This window comes from Actinocrispum wychmicini, from assembly GCF_004345645.1.
In the GTDB taxonomy this organism is placed as follows: Bacteria; Actinomycetota; Actinomycetes; order Mycobacteriales; family Pseudonocardiaceae; genus Kibdelosporangium; species Kibdelosporangium wychmicini.
The window spans coordinates 58382-78752 of sequence record NZ_SLWS01000002.1 but is presented as its reverse complement, the minus strand read 5'-3'; the positions used below and the strand labels follow the sequence as shown (position 1 = coordinate 78752).

Annotated in this window: 11 protein-coding genes; 6 read left to right on the top strand and 5 right to left on the bottom strand. The window is 67.5% G+C overall.

All coding sequences use genetic code 11. The annotated features are described in order from the left end of the window. Positions 1-30: 30 nt before the first annotated feature. The gene (locus EV192_RS08950; protein ID WP_243726735.1) at positions 31-867 is read right to left on the bottom strand and encodes an LLM class flavin-dependent oxidoreductase; all 837 of its coding nucleotides are present in this window, start codon (positions 865-867) and stop codon (positions 31-33) included. Between the two features lie 77 nt (positions 868-944). On the opposite strand from EV192_RS08950, the gene EV192_RS08945 reads away from it, so the two are divergent. After that, positions 945-1637 (top strand): SDR family oxidoreductase, encoded by a 693-nt coding sequence (locus EV192_RS08945; protein WP_132113330.1) that lies wholly within the window; start codon positions 945-947, stop codon positions 1635-1637. A gap of 23 nt (positions 1638-1660) precedes the next feature. Next, the gene (locus tag EV192_RS08940; protein WP_132113328.1) at positions 1661-3244 is read left to right on the top strand and encodes a condensation domain-containing protein; all 1584 of its coding nucleotides are present in this window, start codon (positions 1661-1663) and stop codon (positions 3242-3244) included. 338 nt (positions 3245-3582) lie between these two features. On the opposite strand, the gene EV192_RS08935 is transcribed toward EV192_RS08940, so the two are convergent. Next, positions 3583-4485: an NAD(P)/FAD-dependent oxidoreductase gene (locus EV192_RS08935; protein ID WP_165960296.1), complete on the bottom strand. Its 903-nt coding sequence runs from the start codon at positions 4483-4485 to the stop codon at positions 3583-3585. Between the two features lie 215 nt (positions 4486-4700). Here EV192_RS08935 and EV192_RS08930 point away from each other — a divergent pair, with 215 nt between their 5' ends. The 4 genes from EV192_RS08930 to EV192_RS08915 are packed head-to-tail and all read left to right on the top strand — an operon-like array spanning position 4701 to position 16327. Beyond that, positions 4701-8090, top strand: a complete 3390-nt coding sequence (locus EV192_RS08930; protein ID WP_132113324.1) for a non-ribosomal peptide synthetase — start codon at positions 4701-4703, stop codon at positions 8088-8090. Beyond that, a complete protein-coding gene (locus EV192_RS08925; protein ID WP_132113322.1) occupies positions 8087-12313 on the top strand; it encodes an AMP-binding protein in 4227 nt (1408 codons plus the stop codon). Before EV192_RS08930 ends, EV192_RS08925 begins: the two co-directional genes overlap by 4 nt. Next, on the top strand, positions 12310-15147 hold the full coding sequence (locus EV192_RS08920) for an excinuclease ABC subunit UvrA (RefSeq protein ID WP_207925947.1): 2838 nt from the start codon (positions 12310-12312) through the stop codon (positions 15145-15147). Before EV192_RS08925 ends, EV192_RS08920 begins: the two co-directional genes overlap by 4 nt. Next, the gene (locus EV192_RS08915; RefSeq protein ID WP_132113320.1) at positions 15119-16327 is read left to right on the top strand and encodes a hypothetical protein; all 1209 of its coding nucleotides are present in this window, start codon (positions 15119-15121) and stop codon (positions 16325-16327) included. Before EV192_RS08920 ends, EV192_RS08915 begins: the two co-directional genes overlap by 29 nt. A gap of 4 nt (positions 16328-16331) precedes the next feature. On the opposite strand, the gene EV192_RS08910 is transcribed toward EV192_RS08915, so the two are convergent. Genes EV192_RS08910 through EV192_RS08900 form a run of 3 tightly spaced genes read right to left on the bottom strand, consistent with a single transcriptional unit; the run spans position 16332 to position 20364 of the window. Continuing rightward, complete coding sequence (locus EV192_RS08910) at positions 16332-18167, bottom strand: glycoside hydrolase 5 family protein (protein WP_132113318.1); 1836 nt, start codon at positions 18165-18167, stop codon at positions 16332-16334. Further along, a complete protein-coding gene (locus EV192_RS08905; protein ID WP_132113316.1) occupies positions 18164-19312 on the bottom strand; it encodes a DegT/DnrJ/EryC1/StrS family aminotransferase in 1149 nt (382 codons plus the stop codon). The genes EV192_RS08910 and EV192_RS08905 overlap by 4 nt, the downstream gene beginning before the upstream one ends. Then, positions 19309-20364 (bottom strand): glycosyltransferase family 4 protein, encoded by a 1056-nt coding sequence (locus EV192_RS08900; RefSeq protein WP_132113315.1) that lies wholly within the window; start codon positions 20362-20364, stop codon positions 19309-19311. Before EV192_RS08900 ends, EV192_RS08905 begins: the two co-directional genes overlap by 4 nt. Positions 20365-20371: the final 7 nt, after the last annotated feature.

The window sequence follows — 20371 nt, the reverse complement described above, 5'->3', positions numbered from 1 at the left end:
TCAGTGTTCGTACGTCGATTCTCGCGCGGGTCACACGCGGGGTGGGCCTGCGTCGACAACTTCCATGGACAGTTCCAGCGGGTCGAAGTGGATAAGTGATTCCATCCACCAAGTCATACCCGCCTGGGCAAGTCCCGCCAGGTCGACCTTGATCGGTTCCTGCCAGGCCGGGCTCGCGTTGCCGCGCACGGCGACGTCGTACGGGCGGTCCGCGGGCACTCCGGCACGACGCACCGCGTCGAGGACACCAGCGACGTCGTCGGGCGTGATGGCACCGTCGTCCGGGTTGGGGAAGATGCCATCGCAGCCCGCCGCGCGGCGGATGACGTGCGGGTTGCCTGTGGAACTCGCCACCCAGACCGGCAGGCGGTGCGGTTCCGGTGCGGTCTGGTCGAGAGTGACCTGATAGTGCGTGCCTTGGTGCTGGTAGGCCCGCCCCTCCCAAAGGGCTTGGATCACCTCGATGCCCTCGTCGAGCATGGCCGAGCGGGTACGTGGGTCGACGGTCTCGCCGAACCGGCTGAAGTCACCGGTCTCGTCCGAGCCCAGGCCGACACCGAGTACGAGACGACCGCCCGACAGGCGGCTCACCGTTGAGGCGTGCCGCGCGACCACCCATGGGCGGCGCCGAGGCAGGGGAGTGACGGTCGGACCAAGCAGCACGCGTTCGGTGGCCTGCGCGATGGCACCCAAGGTGGTCCATGGGTCGGCGATCGGCATGGCGTCGGTGACCACGTGATCCCAGAGGAACACCCCGTCCCAACCGGCGGCCTCGGCACGTACCGCCAGTTCGACGAGCGCTTTCGGGTCGCCTAGCGGACCGAAGGGCGGAAGGTAGACTCCGTAACGGAGTGGGTTCTCGGTCAAGGGGTTCGCTCCAGAGACGTCAATGACGAGACCACGGGATCGTATAGCGCTTGACCGAATTGACCATGGGGGGATCTGTGAAGGTCGAAGGCTCCGTCGCGTTGGTGACCGGAGCGAACCGAGGACTCGGGCACGCATTCACCCGTGCGTTACTCGAGCGTGGCGCGGCGAAAGTGTATGCGTGCGCGCGAAACGCGGCAACGGTTACCGCCGACCAAGTTGTCCCGGTCGAACTCGACGTCACCGATCACGTGGCGGTCGCCGCCGCGGCCGCGCGGCTGCTGGACGTCAACGTCATCGTCAACAACGCGGGCGTCGCCACAGCTGGTCGGCCCCTCACAGTGCCCCTGGAGCACGCGCGTGGGGACATGGAGGTCAACTACCTTGGCCCGCTGGCCATGGCGCAGTCGTTCGCGCCTGTGCTCTCCTCGAACGGAGGAGGCGCATTGATCAACATCTTGTCGGTACTTTCCTGGGTGACCGTGCCGCAGATCAGCGCCTACGCGGCATCCAAGGCGGCGGCCTGGTCCATGACCAACGCGTTGCGTCAGCAGCTTCGCCAGCAGAACACCTTGGTCGTGGCCGTTCACGCCGACTCGATCGACACCGACATGACGAAGGGACTGGAGCGAGCCAAGAGCGACCCCGCCGATGTGGCACAGGCGGTGCTGCGGGCAGTCGAGAACGGGGTCGAAGAGGTGTTGTTCGACGAGTACACCCGCAAAGTCAAGGCTTCGTTGCACGACGACTTGCGGCTGTTGTATTCCTAGGACTCGGCGAATATGGGGGCTGGATGGACACTCAGACTTATCCGCTGACTTTCGGCCAGGAACACCATCTGACCGGCGTGGGACGTCCTTCGAACGGGCATTCGACATCTTTGCACCTGGTGTATCGAATCATTGGTCCGTTGTCGGTCGGCGGTGTCGTCTCCGCGTTGAGGGCGGTGGTGCGAAGAAACGACTGCCTGCGGGTCGCTCTGGTTCTGTCCGGGGATGGTGGGTTGCGGCAGCGCCTGTTGCCGCAACCCGAGGACTCACGTATTGTCGCCGCCGCGGCCGTCCAGGCTCGTTCGGAGGAGCAGTTCGACCGGTACGTCGAAAACATGCTGACCGCCGATCTCATGTCCGAGGCGGATCTGGTGGGCGACTACCCGTTTCGGTTTCGTCTCTTTCGGTACTCCGCAGATCTGCATGCGCTGTTCGGTGTGTTTCAGCATGTGGCCGTCGATGACCGGGCCAGGGGGCTGATCGCGAGTGAGATCTGGCAGCGCTACGACGGTCGAATCGACCCCGAGGAAATGACGATCGAATCGGCGAGGCTGACATTCCTGGACGCCGTGACGAATCAGCGGAGCCGATTTGAACAGCGGAATGGATCCGCGGTCCGCGAGTACTGGCGCGACAAAATTGCTGGCGCGCCTCCGGTGACTCAAGTCTGGCCATCGAGCAAGGCGCAGTCCACGGGTTCGATACATAGTCTTTCCCTCACCGGTGAGGCGCTGTCCGGGTGGCGGGCCGAGTGCGCCGACATGAACTTGTCCGAGTTCCAGCGAGCGGTGGCGGTCTTCGTGGCGGCGATTCTGGAAGTCTCGCCGCAGGACCGGCTGGTCGTGCATGTGCCGATCGACCAGCGGACGGCCGCGGACCGCGAGGTCGCCGGCATGTTCGCGGTGAGCCTGCCGCTCGTGATCAACCGCGCGGACGACTTGCGATCGCTCAGTGCGCAGGTGCAGGGCGAGTTGTTCAAGACGATGTCGCGCAGCCACGTGCCCGCCGGCGACCTGCGGACAGAATACGAGAAGCTGTCGAACGGATGGTCGTTCCCGGCCACCCGTACGGTATTCGCGAATCACTTCGAACACGCCACGGACACCCGCCGTTTGGCACCGGGCGAGCTGGAGATCGACTCACGGTACTATCTCTCCAGAGCCTCGACGCGCGCAGTCGGCATCGAGCTGATGGTGCACACCTATTCCAGTCGGATCGAGTTTGTCGTCGGCTTGGTGGACTCCTATTTCGCGCCACCGGACAGCGACGACTTCTTTGCCCGATTCACCGAGCTGTTGTCCAGCCCGTCGGAGACGTTGGTTCGGTCCGTCGAGCGTCATGGGTTGGCCGAGATACGTGACTCGGCGGGACGGGTCGTGATGTGCGCCGATCTCCATGCGATGAGCGAAGTGGTGGAGTCTCATCCTGCCGTGCGATCGACCACTGTATCGCTGGAACACAGGGAAAATGAGCGGGACGTACTTCACGCTGAAGTAGAAGCCACCGTATCGCTGTCCATCGACGAGATACGCGACTACTGCACGTCGGCCGCTGAACCGGCGGAGTTTGTGCTCGTGCCGAACACGTTCAGGGTGACAGTGGCCTGAACAGAGCGACGCCCGGACCGGCATCCGAGGACGGCGGTCCGGGCGACACTGACGTTGCTTGCTGCAAAATGTCAGCAGGTCACGCAGAGCGAGAGGGTGCCGGTGCCACCCACAACGTCGTCGAGTTCCTCATCCGGCATTGCTCGGATGTCCACAACCTCAAGGTCGAACTGATCGTCCATCAGCATGGCAATTCCTCCAGTTTGTTCGACAATACGATGCTACCTTAGCAACTGGATGGACGTCAAATGGTCGGAGGTGTTTTCGTGGTATCGCTGACCTGCGTGAACTCGGAGTCAACCGCGAATTGAACCGGTCGAATCGGCGACTGAATTGGGTCACGCCTGGGCGTCGGGCGGTGTTCCGAGGTCTGCCTGGGTCAGCTCCTGGTCGACGCCGCTGCCGGCTTGCGCGCCCGCCGCCGCCGAGTTGAGTACCGTGGCGGCCTGGTAACGGGTGGCCGTCATCCGGGCCATGTCACCGGCCGCGTAGACGCCGTCGACCCCGGTGTAGCCGAACTGGTTGACCACAACCCGGCCGTCCGGCAGGAACGTGCAGCCGAGCTGTTCGGCGAACGATGACCGTTGTTCCTGGACGGGGGTGACGAACATGCCTTCCGCCGCGATGGTGCGTCCGTCGGCGAGATGGGCGTGGACCTCGCCGACGGCACCGTCCACTCGCGCCACGGTGCCGGCGACGATCCGTACGCCGGCTGGTCGGGGTGGTGTGTCCGCCGACGTGATCCAGGTGACGTCTTGGCTGAACCGGGCGAGTCGCGTGACGAGATGTGCCGCACGCCTACCACCCAGAACCATGATCGGCCGGTCGCGCAACTCCCAGCCATGACACTGCGGACAGTGGTAAACGCCGCTTCCCCAGGCTTCGGCCACGCCCGGTATGTCCGGGAGGAGATCACGCAGCCCAGTGGCCAGGAGCAGGCGTCGAGCCAGGATGAGCTGACCGGTGTGGAGGGTGGCCCGGAAGTGGTCATCCCACTCGATGGACGCCACGGTGTCCGACGTCAGCGACAGATCCGGGTAGTTCTTCAGCTCCTGGAGGCATTTCTCCCGGAAGGCCGCCGGCGGTACGCCGTCGAAGCCAGGGTAGCCATGAAGGTGGTGTGACTGTTCGTTTCTTCCCTCGCCGGAGTCGACCACAGTGACGGTTCTGCGCATCCTGGCGAGCGTCAGGGCAGCGGCGGTACCGGCGGCCCCGCCACCGACGACCAGTACGTCGATCAATGGACCCCCTCGTCGGCAAGGCATCGTAGCCATACCGTTAGCAGCTGCGAGCGTAGCTTGTCCAGGGCGTTGACGCTGCTCACCCATCCCCCTATGGTCGATATCGGGGAGTGTCTGGACAGCGGGCACGTGACGGCCGGTTCGGCGATCGGTCGCGCATCCTCGCTGCGACTGGGGGGTGGGCAGTGTGGGGGATCGACGCGCGGGGGTCGTCGATGACTGACCCGGTAGCCGCCGACGGGCAGACAACAGCGGCGATCCGCGAGATCCTGGGTGAGCTCGTCGGCAACCGGGACGTTGACCCGGACCTGGGCTTCCGTAAGCTCGGTGGCGACTCGATCAGGGCAGTCAAGGCGGTGGGCCGGATCGCGGTCGAGTTCGGCACGTCGGACGAGACCAACGAACTCCTGCTGGAGGCGTTGCTCGACGGCGCGAGCGCGACGCTTCTGGCTGGGCTCGTCGACGGAATGGCCGACCGCACCGGGACGACGTCGATCACAGTCCCCGCCGAGGACAACCCGTTGTCCTACAACGAGGAACGGTTGTGGCTGGCCCAGCGCTACCACCCGGCAAGCCCCGCGTACAACGTCGTGAACGCGTTCCACGTCGTCGGAGACCTGGACCTGCCCGCGCTCGATCGTGCGGCGCAAGCCCTGGTGGCCCGGCATCCCGCGTTGTCCACCCAGTACACCCACCAGGATCCCGGCTTGGCCGACTGTGGAATCACGGCTACCGCGGACATCGCGCATCGCGACGATCGTCAGTCACCCGCGGAAGTCCTGGCGTCCGCTCGGGCAGACGCGGACATGCCCTTCGATCTCGCCGAAGGGCGCCTGCTGCGGCTCCGCACCTACGCCACCGCGGACGGTGGACGACTCCTGCTCGTCGTGGTGCATCACATCGCCACCGACGGTTGGTCGATGGACCTCATCTACCGCGAGCTGACCGACCTGTACGCCGGTCGAGAGCTGGGCCCGGCTCCGGCCGGCTACCGGGAGTTCGCCCAGACCCAGCGCCGCTCCCGGGAACCACTCGCCAGTGCCGACAAGTTCGCCGCTCGACTGGTCCCGGCGCCCGATCGGGTGGAGTTGAGCCCGGATCGCCAGCGGCCGCCCGCTCGCTCGATGGCAGGGGAGATCCTGCGCACCCGGTTACCTGCCGCGACGGCAGATCGGTTACGCACACTGGCCGACGAGACGGGAACATCGCTGTACGTCGTTCTGCTTGCGATGTTCTATCTGTGCCTCGCGCGCTGCACCCGGCAGTGGGACCTGTTGATAGGTACCGTGGTCGCGGCGAGGACCGAGCCGGAGTACCAGAACACCGTGGGCTTCTTCGCCAACACAGTACCGATCCGGGCATCCGCCGCCATGGACACGACAATCGTCGATCTGCTCGACAAGCTGTGGGCGGAGTCCCGGTGGGTGCTCAGCCATCAGAACGTGCCTCTTGAGGAGTTGGCCGTCCGGATCAGAAGGGCCGCCGACCGAGCGCACAGCCCGCTGGTGGATGTCGTCATGGTGCTTCAGAACAACGACAGCGTGACGCCTCGGTTCGCTGGCTGCGCGGTGACGCCCGTCCCGCTGCACACGGGCACCGCGAAGTTCGACCTGATGCTGGAGGTGACGCCGGTCGGCGCGGTCGGGGACCTGGACCTCGGCTGGGAGTACGCCACGGATGTGCTGAACGAGGGCACTGTGGCCGAGTTGGCCGCCACGTTCGATCAGTTGTCCACGTCGATCACCGAGCCGGCGGCCACCGTACGATCGGTGGTCGGTGTAAGAGCCGGCGAACGGGCACGTATCGCGGCGGTCAACGACACCGCGCGTTCATGGCCTGAGATGGACGTGTCGGTTCGGTTCGACGATCTTGCCGATGCCGACCCCGGCGCCTTGGCCCTGCTGGACGGCCCGGTCACCGTCAGCCGTACCGAACTGCGGGCGTTGCGCGATGGTCTGGCACGCCGCCTTGATGTGTCCGGGGTTCGAGCCGGTGACGTGGTCGTCGTTCATCTGCCGAGGTCCGCGCGGTCGGTCGCCGCGCTCTTCGCGACTTGGCGGGTCGGCGCGGTACCGATGTTCGTCGACGTCCATCACCCGCGGGAGCATCGCGACATACTGGTACGCGCATGCCGGCCAGCCGCCGTGCTCACCGACGAGATCGACGGTTGGGCGGTCGGGACCCGGATCGTGGCAGTGGTCGATGCCGAACAGGAAGCGCCACCAGGGAAGCCGGCCGTGCGGAGGGAGCTGGATGACCCGGCCTGGCTCGTCGCCACCTCGGGGAGCACTGGGCCACCGAAGATCACCGTGGGTACGCATCGGAGCCTGCACAACCGGTGTTACTGGGCTTGGGACGCTTTTCCTTACACGGCAGGTGAAGTAGCCGCGCTACGGACACCGGTAGGCTTCGTCGACGCCATCGCGGAGACCGTGGTTCCCCTGCTAGCCGGTGTGCCGTTGGCGATCGTGCCGGATCGCGCGGTGTGGGACGCGAGCGAACTCGTGGACGTGATGAGCCACCATCGGGTGACCAGGCTGCTCGCCACGCCGTCGATCCTGCGTCACTTACTGGACGCCTATCCCGACCTCGCCTCGGTCGTCCCCACGCTGGCTTGGCTGATGTGCAGTGGCGAGCCGCTCGACGCGGGCCTGCTGGTTCGGCTGCGCACCGCGCTGCCCGGCACTCGGCTGGTCAACCTGTACGGAAGTTCGGAAGTGGCGGGCGATGCGACATGCGTCGATGTCACAGAACTACCGGCAACCATGCAGGTCCCGCTCGGGCGACCGATCGCGAACGCCGGTGTGCTCGTGGTGGATGACGTCGGTGAACCGGTGCCGATGGGGGTGGTCGGTGAGTTGGTGGTGACCGGTGCTCCGGTCGGCCGTGGCTATCTGGTGGACGGGCACGTGACGTTGACCGAGGGATACCGGGACAGCGAGCGCGGTCGCGTGTACCGGACCGGGGACCTCGGCCGGCTTGGGGCCGATGGGCGGTTCTACTTCGTGGGACGGCGCGATCGCCAGGTGAAGGTTCGTGGCTGCCGGGTGGAACTCGGGCAGGTGGAAGCGACCATGCTCGGGCTGCCCGGGGTACGGCAGGCGGCCGCGTGGGTCCAGAGCGGACCAGACGGTGCGGTTCGGATCGACTCGGCGGTCGTGCCCGCGCCCGGCTGTCCATTGGTGGCAGCCGAGGTACGCGCTGGACTGCGTGATCTGGTGCCGAGCTATATGGTGCCGTCCCGAGTCGCGGTGGTGGACGTCCTGCCACTCAACGTCAACGGAAAACTGGACCGTGCCGCAACCGGCCGGCTGTCCGCCCGCCTCGAGCCTGACGCGTCGGACACATCTGTCCTGACGCTCCAGCAGCAGTACGTACGGCAGATCTGGGCGTCCCTTCTGGCCGGTGAAGTCGCCGGACTCGATGAGAACTTCTTCGCGCTCGGCGGTGACTCGCTGGCGGTCAACACCATGCTCGCCACTCTCGTCCGAGACACCGGCGTGTCCGTGGACGTCGGTGCCTTTCTTGGCACACCAACGATCCGCGCGCTCGCCGATCGGCTTGTCGGCGTTGCCGCCACGATCCTGGCGGAGCGCGTCGGGTGACCGCGGCGGCAAGCCGGACCGCTCCGTCCGGCTCGTTGTCAAACCAGCTCAGCGCCGCTGAGGAGGAGCTCTGGCTGCTGGAACAGGACAGCGGCGGCCCGGCCTACCTGGTGCCGTTCGCGGTGTGGGTCGACGGGCCGCTGGATGTCCCGACGCTCGCCGACGCCCTGCACGAAGTGGTGGCACGCCACGACATCCTGCGCACGGTAGTTCGCTCCGTCGAGGGCACACCCGTCCGCGAGGTGCTGCTCGAGGTACGGGTGCCATGTCCCATGATCCCTGTCGAGTCGGACGCCGAGGCCATCGCCGAGGCACAAGCCATGGCCAGCAAGGTGTTCGTGGACGGGGAGTCGCGTGTTCGGGCGGCCGTGTTCGGCATCCACGACCGGCGGTGGCTGCTGACAGTCGTGCTGCACCACGCGGTATGTGACGCTTCCTCGTTGTGGGTGCTGCTGGAGGAGGTGGCAGCCCTCTATTCGGCCGCGGTCCAGGGACGACAGAGTGACCTGCCCGATCCGGTCCAGGTCGCGACGATCCGCGCGGCCGAACTGGCTCGCGACGCGTCCGGCGAAACAGATCGGCTGTGCCGCGAGGTCGCCGACACGGTCAGGTCCGCGCCGGACATCGTGAACTTGCCCTACGACCACATGGGCGGCGACGATGGGCTGCCTGCGGGCCGCTTGATCCGCATGGCCTTGCCGGCCCAGCTGAACGAGACCATCGAACGGACCGCTCGCCGTTTGGCGGTGAGCCCGAACGCGGTTCTGCTCGCCGCTTACGGCGTGCTGCTCGACATCATCGCGGGTGCCGACGACGTAGTGGTGAGCGTGCCGGTGTCGCTTCGCCGGTCCGCGGTTGACGAGCGCGTCATCGGGTTTCTTGTCCACAGTGTGCCGGTGCGGGTGCGCGTCGGGCGACACAACACAGTGGACACTCTGATCGCACATGCCTGGGCGGCACTTCGGCAGGGCTGGACGCACGCGGACGTGTCCTTCGGCAGGGTGGTCACCGAGGTCAACCCCCAGCGCGTGCCAGGCATGAACCCGTTGTGCCAATGTGAGTTCTCGGTGCAGACCCTGCCGGATCGCCTGCCAACGCTCGGCTCAGCGTCATTGCGGTACCAGTTCATCCACAACGGCGGCGCCAAGTTCAGTCTCAGCTTGGAGATCGTCAAATCGGCGGAGGGACGCGCCGTTGCCATCGAGTGCCCGGCGAACCGCTTCCTTCCTGGCACCCTGCGCCGGCTGGCAAATCTGTACGTACGTGTGCTCACGGCACTGACCGCGAACAACGCGGGTCGGCTCGCTGACCTGGAACTGATGACCCGGGCCGAGCGCGTATGGCTCGCCGAACACGCCGGCACCCAGAGCACACGACAGCCCGTGCCGGTGGCCGACCGGATCGAGGCGGCGATCCGGGATCGTCCCATGGACTTGGCCGTAGTCGCTCCCGACGACTCGCTGACCTACCGCGAACTCGGTGTGCTGGCGGACAACCTGGTTGCGGGCCTGCGCACCGCGGGCGTCACGCCCGGTGCGCGGATCGCAGTGCTCGGTGAGCGGTCGGCGAAGGCCGTCGTCGCGGTGGTGGCGGCGATCCGGGCCGGCATGAGCTTCGTGGCGATCTCGGACGACGTGCCCGCCCGTCGGCTGGCGGAGATGCTCGCCGTGGTGGAACCGGCCGCGGTCGTGGCGTCCGCGCCGTTGTTCCGTGGACTGCCCGAATCATGGCGCGCCAACGAAATGTCCTGGGGGGACGGTTGGCGGATGTCAGTTCGGCAGGAACCGGCCCAGCAGCGAACCGGCGAGGCGTACGTCGTGTTCACCTCCGGCTCGACCGGGGCTCCACGAGGCGTTTCGGTACCCAGTACGGCGATCGCCGCGATCACCAGTGCCTGGGGAGTCGAGTTCGGACTTGCCGGCGCTCCCGGCCGGCATCTGCAGCTGGCGCCGTTCTCGTTCGACGTTTTCGTGGGAGACCTGGCTCGTGCCCTGTGCTTCGGGGGAACTCTGGTCCTGGCCGCACGTGACGATGCCCTCGACCCGGCCCGGCTGGCCGGGCTGATCCAGCGAGAACACGTTGACACGGTGGAGTTCGTGCCGGCCGTGGCCAGGCTGCTGGTCGACTACCTCGAACAGGCCGACGAGCACCTGCCGACGCTGCGCCGGGTGATGGTCGGCTCGGACACCTGGCACGCCGCTGACGCGCGCCGACTGCGTGCCTTGTTGCCCACAGCGGCTCGACTGTACTGCACATACGGCACGAGCGAGTCCTCAGTGGACGCCACGGTGTTCGACATCGGTCCGGCCGACTCGTTGACCCACCCGGTGGTGCCCATCGGCCGGCCGTTCCCCGGCGTGGTCGTGTCGGTACGTGACCGGTTGGGTCGCGAGCTGCCACCACTCTGGGCGGGCGAACTGTGGATCGGAGGCACCACGGTCGCCAGCGGCTACCTCCCTTCGAGATCGACCGCTTCAGATCGGTTCGGTATCGAACGGGGACCGGGCGGCTTGACGGTCCGCTGGTATCGAACGGGTGACAGAGCTGTCTGGGACCAACGCGGGTACCTGCGGCTGCTCGGCCGGGTCGACACCGAGACCAAGATCAACGGTGTTCGGGTGCATCCGGCCGAGATCGAGTCCGTCCTGTGCGGACATCCGGCAGTGACCGCCGCGGCTGTGGTGACGACGGACCACGACCAGCGTCGCTCACTCGTCGCGTTCGTCGTGGGTCCTGATCAGTCCACTCTGGACGATATCGCGGCGCACGCCCGGCGCCATCTGCTGGCCGCCGCGGTGCCCAACGCACTCCACGTTCTTGACCGCATACCGACTACCCGGCACGGCAAGGTGGACTACGCCACGCTTGTGGAGCGAGCCGTCAGCCGGCCCGCGGCCGGGCATGTGGCGCCGTCCACCGAAGTGGAGGGGATCGTGGCCGCGGTGTGCGCGGATATCCTTGACTTGCCGGAGATCGGCGTCACCGAAGACTTCTACGCACTGGGCGGCTCGTCGATTCACCTCGCTCGGATCACCTGGCGCGTCTCGCGGGCCACGAGGTGCCCGCTGTCCGTGCACGACGTCGTCAGGAGTCCGTCGGTACGTGCGTTGGCACGACTCGTCGAACAGCACCCCCGGCAAGAGATGAGTGTGTCGGACGAGCCGGACACGCCTCGGCCGCTGGTAGTTGTCACACCGCCCAGCACGACGAGCCGGGCCCCGGTTCCCCCTGAGCGAGTGGTGCTGACGGGTGCGACCGGCGCACTTGGCCCTGGTGTCCTACGGGCCTTGCTGGCCAGTCGCGGCGTCGCCGAGGTGGCTTGCCTGGTTCGTGCCGATGGACTCGACCATGCCAGAGCCCGAACGCGGGCCGCGCTGGACGCGTACGGCGCGGATCCGAACCTGGCCGACGATCCGCGGCTGCGTTACCACCCAGCGGACCTCGCGAAACCCAACGCCGGACTGTCCACCGCAGACCTGGAGGCAGTGACCCACGCGGACGCGATCGTGAACGTCGCGGCATGGGTGAACTTCCTGTACCCGTACGAGGTGCTCGCCCCCGTGAATGTCGATGGTGTTGCCAAGCTGGCCCAGTTGGCCGGCCAGACGAGGATCAAGTCGCTGCACCACCTGTCCACCCGCTCAGCGGTGTCGACGGACGGCAGGCGCCCCGCCGGCGGGTACAACGAGTCGAAGGCGGCAGCCGAACTCGTCGCGGTCCGCGGCAGGGAAGTAGGCATGCCCGTCTCGGTGTACCGGCCGGGGTTCGTGCTCGGCCGGCTCTCCGTCCGACCGCCAAGGCCGGGGCTCCTGGAGAGCTTCCTGCGGGAGTGTGTCCGGACTGGTACGGCGCCCGCGCTTCCGGGTCGGCTGAACGTGGTGTCGGCCGACCACGTTACCGTCCGTATCGTGACCAACGTATTGTCGCCGTCCCCCGTCGACGACCTGGATCTCGTCGGAGCGGCGCCACTGTCCTGGACTGATGCCTGGGCCACCCTGCGCGCTCACGGTGTCGCGCTCGCCGAAGTGTCCGTTGAGGACTGGATGGATCGGGTCGGCGAGGGATGGTTCGAGCCGTTCCTGCCGTTGTGCGCGTCGGTGGGCTTGCCCGCACTGCTCAGTGAGGACATGTCCGCGACGGGCGCCGACCCGGACGCCCAGCCGGTGGCGGACGCGTGGGGGCCGATCTGCGCCAGGCTGGCCGAACTCGCGGGTGCCCGGTGAACCGCCTGGCGGCCGAACGCGGCCAGGGGATCGTGGTCCGTGAGGCGCGGGAGAACAACCTCCGGTCGGTGACCGTCGAGATCCCCCGCCACGCGATCACCGTGATCACTGGTCCCTCAGGCAGTGGGAAGTCCTCGCTGGCGTTCGACACGATCTTCGCCGAGGGACAGCGCCAGTACCTGGAGAGCCTGTCGCCGTTCCAGCGGCGCGGCTTCGACCAACTGCCCAGGCCGAAAGTCACGACCATCACCGGACTTGGCCCGACCATCGCGGTCAGGCAACACGTCCCCGGACGTAACCCAAGGTCCACAGTGGGCAGTATCACCGAGATCGGGAACCTGGTCCGGCTGCTGTTCTCCCGGGCCGGCGTCCACACGTGCCTCGGATGCAGCGCGTTGGTCGCCCCACGTTCGCCCGACGCGCTGATCGCCGAAGGTGTCGCCGCGGTGGGCGATCGCCCAGCCGTCTTCAGTCTGGTGCGGCGGTCAGCCCTGTCCACGGGTGCCCAACCCGACCTGCCGCGAAGAGTGGTCGCGCGGCGGTCCGGTGGTGCGGACGAGGATCTGGCGGCTCAACTGCGCCGATGTGTCCTGCAAGCCACACGGACACCGGACGCGGTGCTGCTGGTGGAGCCGGATGGCGCACCGCCAAGGTACCTGGACACCGAATGGACGTGCGGTGCGTGCGGTCATCTTGCCATCGCGACCTCGTCGCAGTTCTTCAGTCCCAACTCGCCGGAAGGCATGTGTCCGGACTGTGAAGGCCTCGGCGTGCGGTACGGCGTGTCAGCGGACCTGCTTGTCGCGGATGAGGACGCCTCTGTCCGGGCCGGGGCGCTCACCTTCTACGGCGACCGGCGGCTCGACCGGAAGAAGACGTACTGGCCGTTGCAGGATCTTCCGCAGCTGGTGGACGTGTTCGGCGCCAGCCTGGACACCGCGTGGCTGAGCCTGACTCCAGCGTTGCGGGACGTGATCCTGCACGGCGGGACCGAGCGACCGGTGTCCGCGGAAGTCACCGCGTTCCTCGGCAAACGGACGAGCTCGGGCCTCATCCCGGAGATCGAGCGGCTGTTCCGCGCGGCAAAGACGCTGGAACGCAAAGAGTTCTACCAGCGGTTCATGAAGTCCGCGCCGTGCGCCGGCTGCGAAGGACGCCGGCTGGCGCCCGGCGCGCTCGCGGTTCGGTTGGCGGGCGACGACATCGTGCGCACCATGGGCCGGCCGGTGCGGGACCTGCCCGCCTGGCTCGACCAGGTGCGAGCCACGGACATGCCCGCCGTGGTCGCCGCGGCGGTGACCGAGATCGACAAGGAGTTGCGACGAAAGATCGTCCATGTCGAACAGGTCGGCCTCGGGTATCTCGCTCTCGATCGCCCGGTGCCGACCCTGTCCGCGGGGGAGGGGCAGCGGCTGCGCATCGCCCGGCAGCTCGGCAGCACCCTCGTCGACGTGGTGTATGTCCTCGACGAGCCGTCGGTCGGCCTCCATCCGGCCGACACCGGGCGGCTGGCCGACAGCCTGCGGCAGTTGCGCGACGCGGGCAACACGGTCATTCTCGTCGAACACGACCCGGACTTGATGCGCGCCGCGGACCACATCATCGACATAGGTCCCCGCGCGGGCGAGTTCGGCGGCCAGGTCGTGGCGATCGGGCCGCCGGCGGTGCTCGCCGCCGAGTCCGACTCTCCAACGGCGAAGTACCTGCGTGGTGAGTTGGTGATCGGCGCGACCAAACGGCGACCCCGCGATCCGGCCGCCGAGCTGCGACTCACCGGCGCGCGGCTGCACAACCTGCGTGACGTGACCGTAGCCGTTCCGCACGGCCTGATGACCTGCGTCACCGGGCCAAGCGGCAGCGGGAAGAGTTCGTTGGTGACCGACCTGCTCCAGCGCGCTGTGTCGGCCGCCGCGGACACCGGCCGCGTCCCTCGTGGTCCGTTCACGGACCTGAGCGGGCACCAGGGGTTCACTCGGGTGGTGAGCGCGAGCCAGGACCCAATGGGCCGCAACTCGCGGTCGATCCCAGCGACCTACATCGGCATCTTCGACGAGATCCGGCGGCTGTTCGCCCGGCTGCCGTTGTCGGTGCGGCACCGGTGGTCGACGGCGCACTTCTCGTTCAACGCGGAGGCCGGGCAGTGCCTGACCTGTCGCGGTTCCGGTGAACAGGCCATGGAGCTGCACTTCCTGCCTGACGTCCGGGTGCCTTGCCCAGCATGCCACGGCCGGAGGTTCAACGAGGACGTGCTGGCCGCGCGATGGCGGGAGCACACGATCGCCGAGGTGCTGGACCTGGATGTCAGCACGGCGGCGGAACTCTTCAGCGACCAGCCGAAGATCGCTGACGTGCTGCGAGTTCTCGTCGACGTCGGACTCGGCTACCTGCGCCTGGGGCAAGGCGCGGTGACCCTCAGCGGCGGTGAGGCCCAGCGCCTCAAGCTCGCCCGCGAACTGTGCCGTGACGGCCGGGACGGACCTTGCCTGTACATTTTGGACGAGCCGACCAGTGGCCTGCACGCGGTCGACGTAGCACTGCTCGTCGGCTTCCTGCGCCGGTTCGTCGACACCGGCCACACCATGATCGTCATCGAGCACAACGTGGACGTCATCGCGGCCGCGGACTGGGTGATCGACCTCGGCCCGGGAAGCGGGGCCGACGGCGGACGCGTGGTCGCGGTCGGCACACCGGAGGACATCGCGCGTCACGAACACAGTGCGATGGCACCGTTCCTGCGCCGGACACTCGCCGGGCGGGGCCTCGGTGCACCAGATCCGACAACGGAACCAGACGCGAGGAGATCCGATGCTCCAGGCGAATTCGCTCGTCCGTAGGGCCAACATCCTGATTCGGTCGGCACGGCCGAAGGAACAGGAGAGCTGGCGCTACGCCGTGCGAGAACAGCGGGTCGCCATGGACCCTCGACCCAGTGCGGAGCGCGTTCTCACCTACATCTTCTTCCGGTCGTTTGGCTGTCGTTACGACCGTGCGGGGGAGTGCACGATGTGCAACTACGCCGTGGCCGAGCGAGTGGGCACCGACAGCATCGTCGATAGCGTACGGGAAGCGTTATCCTTGAAGGACAGTTACGACGCGCTCGGCATCTCTCCGCTCGGCAACATGTTCGACGTGACCGAGGTCCCGGCGGCGGCTCGGGACGCGATCCTCGCCATGGCGGCCGAAACGGACGCGTCGATCTTCTCCTGCGAGTCAAGGCCGGAGACACTGTCGCCCGACATGATCGCCCATGCGGCATCCCTGGTGGGCGACAAACGGTTGTTCGTCAACCTCGGCCTGGAGGCCGCGCACTCGTGGGTGCAGGCACACTGTGTCGGGAAGTCGTTGAGCCCGGACAGCTACCGGAACGCCACCGCTGCCCTTCGGCGGCATCACGCGTTCCCCGTGAGCAACGTTCTGCTGGGGGTGCCGTTCCTGACCCAGGAGGAGGCCATCGAGTCGGCGGTCGGCACGATCCGTTGGGCACTGGGCAACGGCAGCCACATCTGCGTCCTGTTCCCGTCCAACGTGAAGGGATGGACGCTGCAGGAGTGGTTGTGGGAACGGGACTCCTACCGTTGTCCCTCGTTGTGGTCCTTGGTGGAGGCACTGCACCGTCTCGGCCCGGACGCGGCCCGGTCGGTTGTCCTCTCCTGGTACTCCACGACGCCCACCGACCCGCGCCGCCGCGAACAGGTGTCGGATCCGTTGCGCGAGGCGCCAACGACATGCCCGCTCTGCAGGGACAGGGTGATCGATGGCCTGAACGCCTTCAACGCGAACGGCGGCTACGACATCGTCGAGGACCTACGTCGGCAAGGATGTGCCTGCCGGGACGAATGGGCCGAGCGGATGGCCCAGGAGGCATCCATTGCGACACCACTGGGCGAACGAGTACTCGCCGCCTACGACCGGATCGGCCACGAGCTGGTGGGCAGCCGCTGGTGGGAAAAAGCTCGGGACCGTGTCCGGCGGGAACTGGAGACAGGTTACGACGGCGCGGTTGTCGCCGCCTAGCACGCTAACCGGCCTGAGCGAGTAGTTGTCCGGAGCGTAACACGAGCCATCCCTTCGCGGGCACCGCGAGTCGGCGGCCGGGCAACGGGGAAGCTGTGATCCCGTGGTTGACCAGGACGGTCGCCGGCTGCCCGTCGATCGTTCCGGTGACGACCTCCACCTCGGGTGGTGTCGCCATCGGTGGCGTGATGCCGGCAAGGCCGGCGATCGTCGCGTAGAGAGTGTGCAGGTCCGTGTCTTCCAGCGCCCCAGGGCGGTCGAGCTGTAGTTCCACCGGGACGGTGGCGACGATGAACCGGCCGGGACCGACGTTGTTGACCGTGCACGCGGGTATGTCGTCGGCGAGGACCGCCAGCACTCGGGCCGTGGTCGGCCGGACCACCACCTGCCGGACGGGCGTCGGTGCCAACGGCCATTCGCCGCCTGGTCCGCCTTCCTGGGCAACCCATCGCAGCCGCTGGTGGTGGTCGTCGTCGTCGACGAGGGTGAAATCGACCGGCTCGACCCCGGTCAGGTCGGCGCCTGGCAGGCCGCCGACATGGTCGGCCACCGAGAGGTACACTGTGCCGCCGCGCTCCAGGTGGTCACGTAGCCGGTCTTGGTCTCTCAGCGTCAACCGGGCCACCGACGGCACCACGAGCAGGTCAGCGTCGCCGACGTCGCCGGCGACCACTCGGTGTGGCAAGCCCGCGCGACGCAGCAGGAGGCTCGCGAAGAACGTGGCCACGGTGCCCACGGGTGCGTCCAAATAGGACGAGTTGGCGGTGCGGGCCGACTCCGGCAGATACAGGGCGACCCTGGGGCGATCGGGCCGAAAGTCGTTGAGCAGTGCGGCGAGTCGCGCGGTGTCGACGAGTGCGGTGAGCGCCGGCCGCTCGGTGCCGTCCGCCCTGAGCAGGCCCGCGACCCGTTCAGCCGGTCGGGTGTCATAAGGCGGCGCGGTGGAAGTGATGTCCTGCCAGCACCACGCCAGGACGCCAACCGCGCCTGACGCGAGCGCAGCGGCACCACCCGCACGTTGGTAGCCCGCCGCGATCGTGTCGCTCACGCCGTAGGAACCGAGTTCGTCGACCAGCGCCGGACCGTACGCCGAGGCGTAGCCAACGAGGAAGGATGGCAACTGGCTGGCCTTCAGCGACGCCGTCGACTCCACCGCACCCGGTGTCCACAGCGGCCAGCCATGCACGGCGTGCACATCGAGTCCGACTCCGTTGTCGGGGCCGAACGACGCGGAACGCAACACCCCGGACACGTCATTGGCCTGGCAAACCAGCACTCCAGGCAGGATCTCGCGAGCCGCGGTGGACATTCTTGTCTGCCAGTCGGCCACCTCGGTACGATCCGGCGCGGCCGAGGCGCCCGGGTCGATGTTGCCGATCTCGTCACCGAGATCGAGGGCGAGCACGTTGTCCAGCCCTCGCAGGACATGGGCCAAGGCCCGCAAGTACGCTTCGCCGCGGTCGAGCAACACGGGATCGCGCCACAGGTTCCGCCCCCGCCGCCACGACAGGTCGAGTCGCTCGCCGTTCATCCAGATCGTGAACACCGACACCACACAAGCCAGACCGTACCGCTCAGCCAGTTCGACGAGAGTACGGACGTGGCCGAGCACCTCGGTGTCGTGACAGCCTTCCTCGGGCTCGACATCCCGCCAGAACACGAACACCCGCACGGTGTTGAGCCCATGACCGGCGATGGTGCGAAAGTCGTGCTCGATCGCGACGACGTTCCAGTCCAGCCAGATCCGGCAACCCGCAGCCGATGGATGGTAGTTCACACCCACGGCACGCCAAGGCATGCCGTCTTTCAGCAGCTGTCCATCTCGCAGCGTGAAGGTCATCGTGTGGCCAGTACCGAGCGCAGCTCGTTCGCCACGTAGTCGACATCCTCATCGGACATTCGCGCGTGCAGCGGCAGGGTGAGCAGTCGGCCGGCGACACGGTCGGTGACCGGTAGATCAGTGACCGTCGTGCCGCGATAGAAGGACAACTGGTGCGTCGGCGGATAGTGGACGGACGTCGGCACTCCCCGCTGCCGCAACGCCTCGCGTACGTCGGTTCGGTCGACACCTTCGGGGAGCAGGACAACGAAGAGGTGCAGAGCGGAGTCTTCGGTGACCAGGTCTCGGTCGCCGAACGGGATGACCAGGCCGGGCCGGCCGGCCAGCAGTTCGCGGTATCGGGTAGTGATCGCCAGGCGCCGCTTGCGGTCCGCGTCCAGGCGACTCAACTGCACGGTCCCGATCGCCGAGGCGATCTCGGTTGGCCGGTAGTTCATGCCCAGCGCCGTGACGTCGTAGCTGAGCGCCCCGCCCTGGTGCCGGTCCCAGGTGGCGGAGGTCATGTGGTGCGAGCGCATCCGTCGGGACGCGGCCAGCCGTGCCTCGTTGTTCCCGACCACCAGACCACCCTCACCCGTGGTGATGTTCTTTGTGGCGTAGAAGCTGAAGCAGCCAACGTCACCGATGGTGCCCAACATCCCGGAGTCGGTCAGCACGAGCGGGGCGTGCGCGGCGTCCTCCACCAGTGCGACGCCCCGGTCCGCCGTCATGGCGCGAAGCTTGGGCATGTCGGCCGAGAAGCCGCTGTAGTGCATGGCGATCACAGCCTTGGTGCGATCGGTCAGCAACGCCTCGACCGCGTCCGGATCGACGGTGAGATCGTGCTCCGACCGCACGTCCGCGAACACGGGCCTGGCTCCCAGCAGGGTGGTCATGGCTGCGCCGGCGACGAACGTCAGGGAAGGCATGACGACCTCGTCGCCCGGCCCGACGCCGAGTGTGGCGAGCGCGACGTGCAACGCGGCCGTGCCGTTGGAGACCGCGACCGCGTCGGGGACGCCCAAGGCGTCGGCGAACGCCCGCTCGAACCTGCGCGTCACCTTGCCGGCCGACAACCAGCGGCTGGTGAGAACGTCCGTGACCGCCGCGACCTCCTCCTCGCCGATCGTGTTGTCGCTGAACTGCACCTGCCGCACGGTCGTCATAGGATCCCCACTCCGACAACTTCGCGATAGCAGGACTCGACCGCTTCGGCGACGACCGCCCACGTGAGTTCCCGCTCGGCCCGCGCTCGTCCGGCCGCGCCGAACCGTCTACATCGGGCTGGATCGGAAAGCAGTTCGATGATCGCCTCGGCCACCGCTTCCGGTCGCACGTCGCAGATCAGTCCATCCACGCCGGCCCGCACCACGTCCGCGACACCCGGATAGTCCCCGCTGATCACCGGACGGCCAAGCGTCCACGCCTCGACGAACACCAATGGGAAGACATCGGCTCGCGTGGGCAGGCACAGCACGGTGCTGCCCGCTATGGCGTCGGTCTTGGCCCCTACGTCCACTTCGCCGAGGTCTACGAACCGCGGGTCGTCCGGTGCGGTACCGCCGTCGTCTCCCTCCCACGACGGTCCGGCGACCGCGAAGATCGCCTCAGGGATCGCGCGCCAGACCAGTGGCGCGGCGAGTCGCAGGACATCCAGGCCCTTGAGCGGGCTTCGCCGGCCCAGGAACAGGACAACCGGGCCATCGCTGGGGAGCTTTCGCCGGAACGTCTCAGGATCGGCCGTGGCGGCCAGGCTCGGGCCGATCCCGACCAGCCGCGCGGACGAACGATCCGGCAGCGCGAGCGCGTCCACCTCGGACGGGGTCAGACCCAGGACCAGATCGGCCGAGACACACGCGGCGTCCCCGAAGGACGGGTCGGGCCAGACCTTGCGGGCGCTCGACGGTGTCAACACGAAGGGCGTCCCGAACTGCCGCGCCACGTCAAGTCCAGATTGGACGGTCGACGGCTTCGCCAGGTCGAAGGCGTGCACCACGTCCGGCGTCCATGGCGGATCGCCGCCGTCGACCGGCCACGGCACCAGTGGTGGGATCAGATGTGACTGACTGTCGGTCAGCACCGCGACCTGGTGCCCGCGCTCCGCCAAGGCGCCACCGGTGCACAACGCCATGAGTTCCGCCCCAGCGCGTGTCGGGGTGGCGGCCGGCGGGCCGACCACGGGCGGTGCGTAGCCGCCGAAAGTGATCAGCACCTTCATGACTCCC

Coding starts and splice junctions, on each gene's coding strand:
- EV192_RS08940 (WP_132113328.1), top strand. CDS start 1,661: ATGGACACTCAGACTTATCCGCTGACTTTCGGCCAGGAACACCATCTG.
- EV192_RS08930 (WP_132113324.1), top strand. CDS start 4,701: ATGACTGACCCGGTAGCCGCCGACGGGCAGACAACAGCGGCGATCCGC.
- EV192_RS08915 (WP_132113320.1), top strand. CDS start 15,119: ATGCTCCAGGCGAATTCGCTCGTCCGTAGGGCCAACATCCTGATTCGG.
- EV192_RS08910 (WP_132113318.1), bottom strand. CDS start 18,167: ATGACCTTCACGCTGCGAGATGGACAGCTGCTGAAAGACGGCATGCCT.
- EV192_RS08905 (WP_132113316.1), bottom strand. CDS start 19,312: ATGACGACCGTGCGGCAGGTGCAGTTCAGCGACAACACGATCGGCGAG.
- EV192_RS08900 (WP_132113315.1), bottom strand. CDS start 20,364: ATGAAGGTGCTGATCACTTTCGGCGGCTACGCACCGCCCGTGGTCGGC.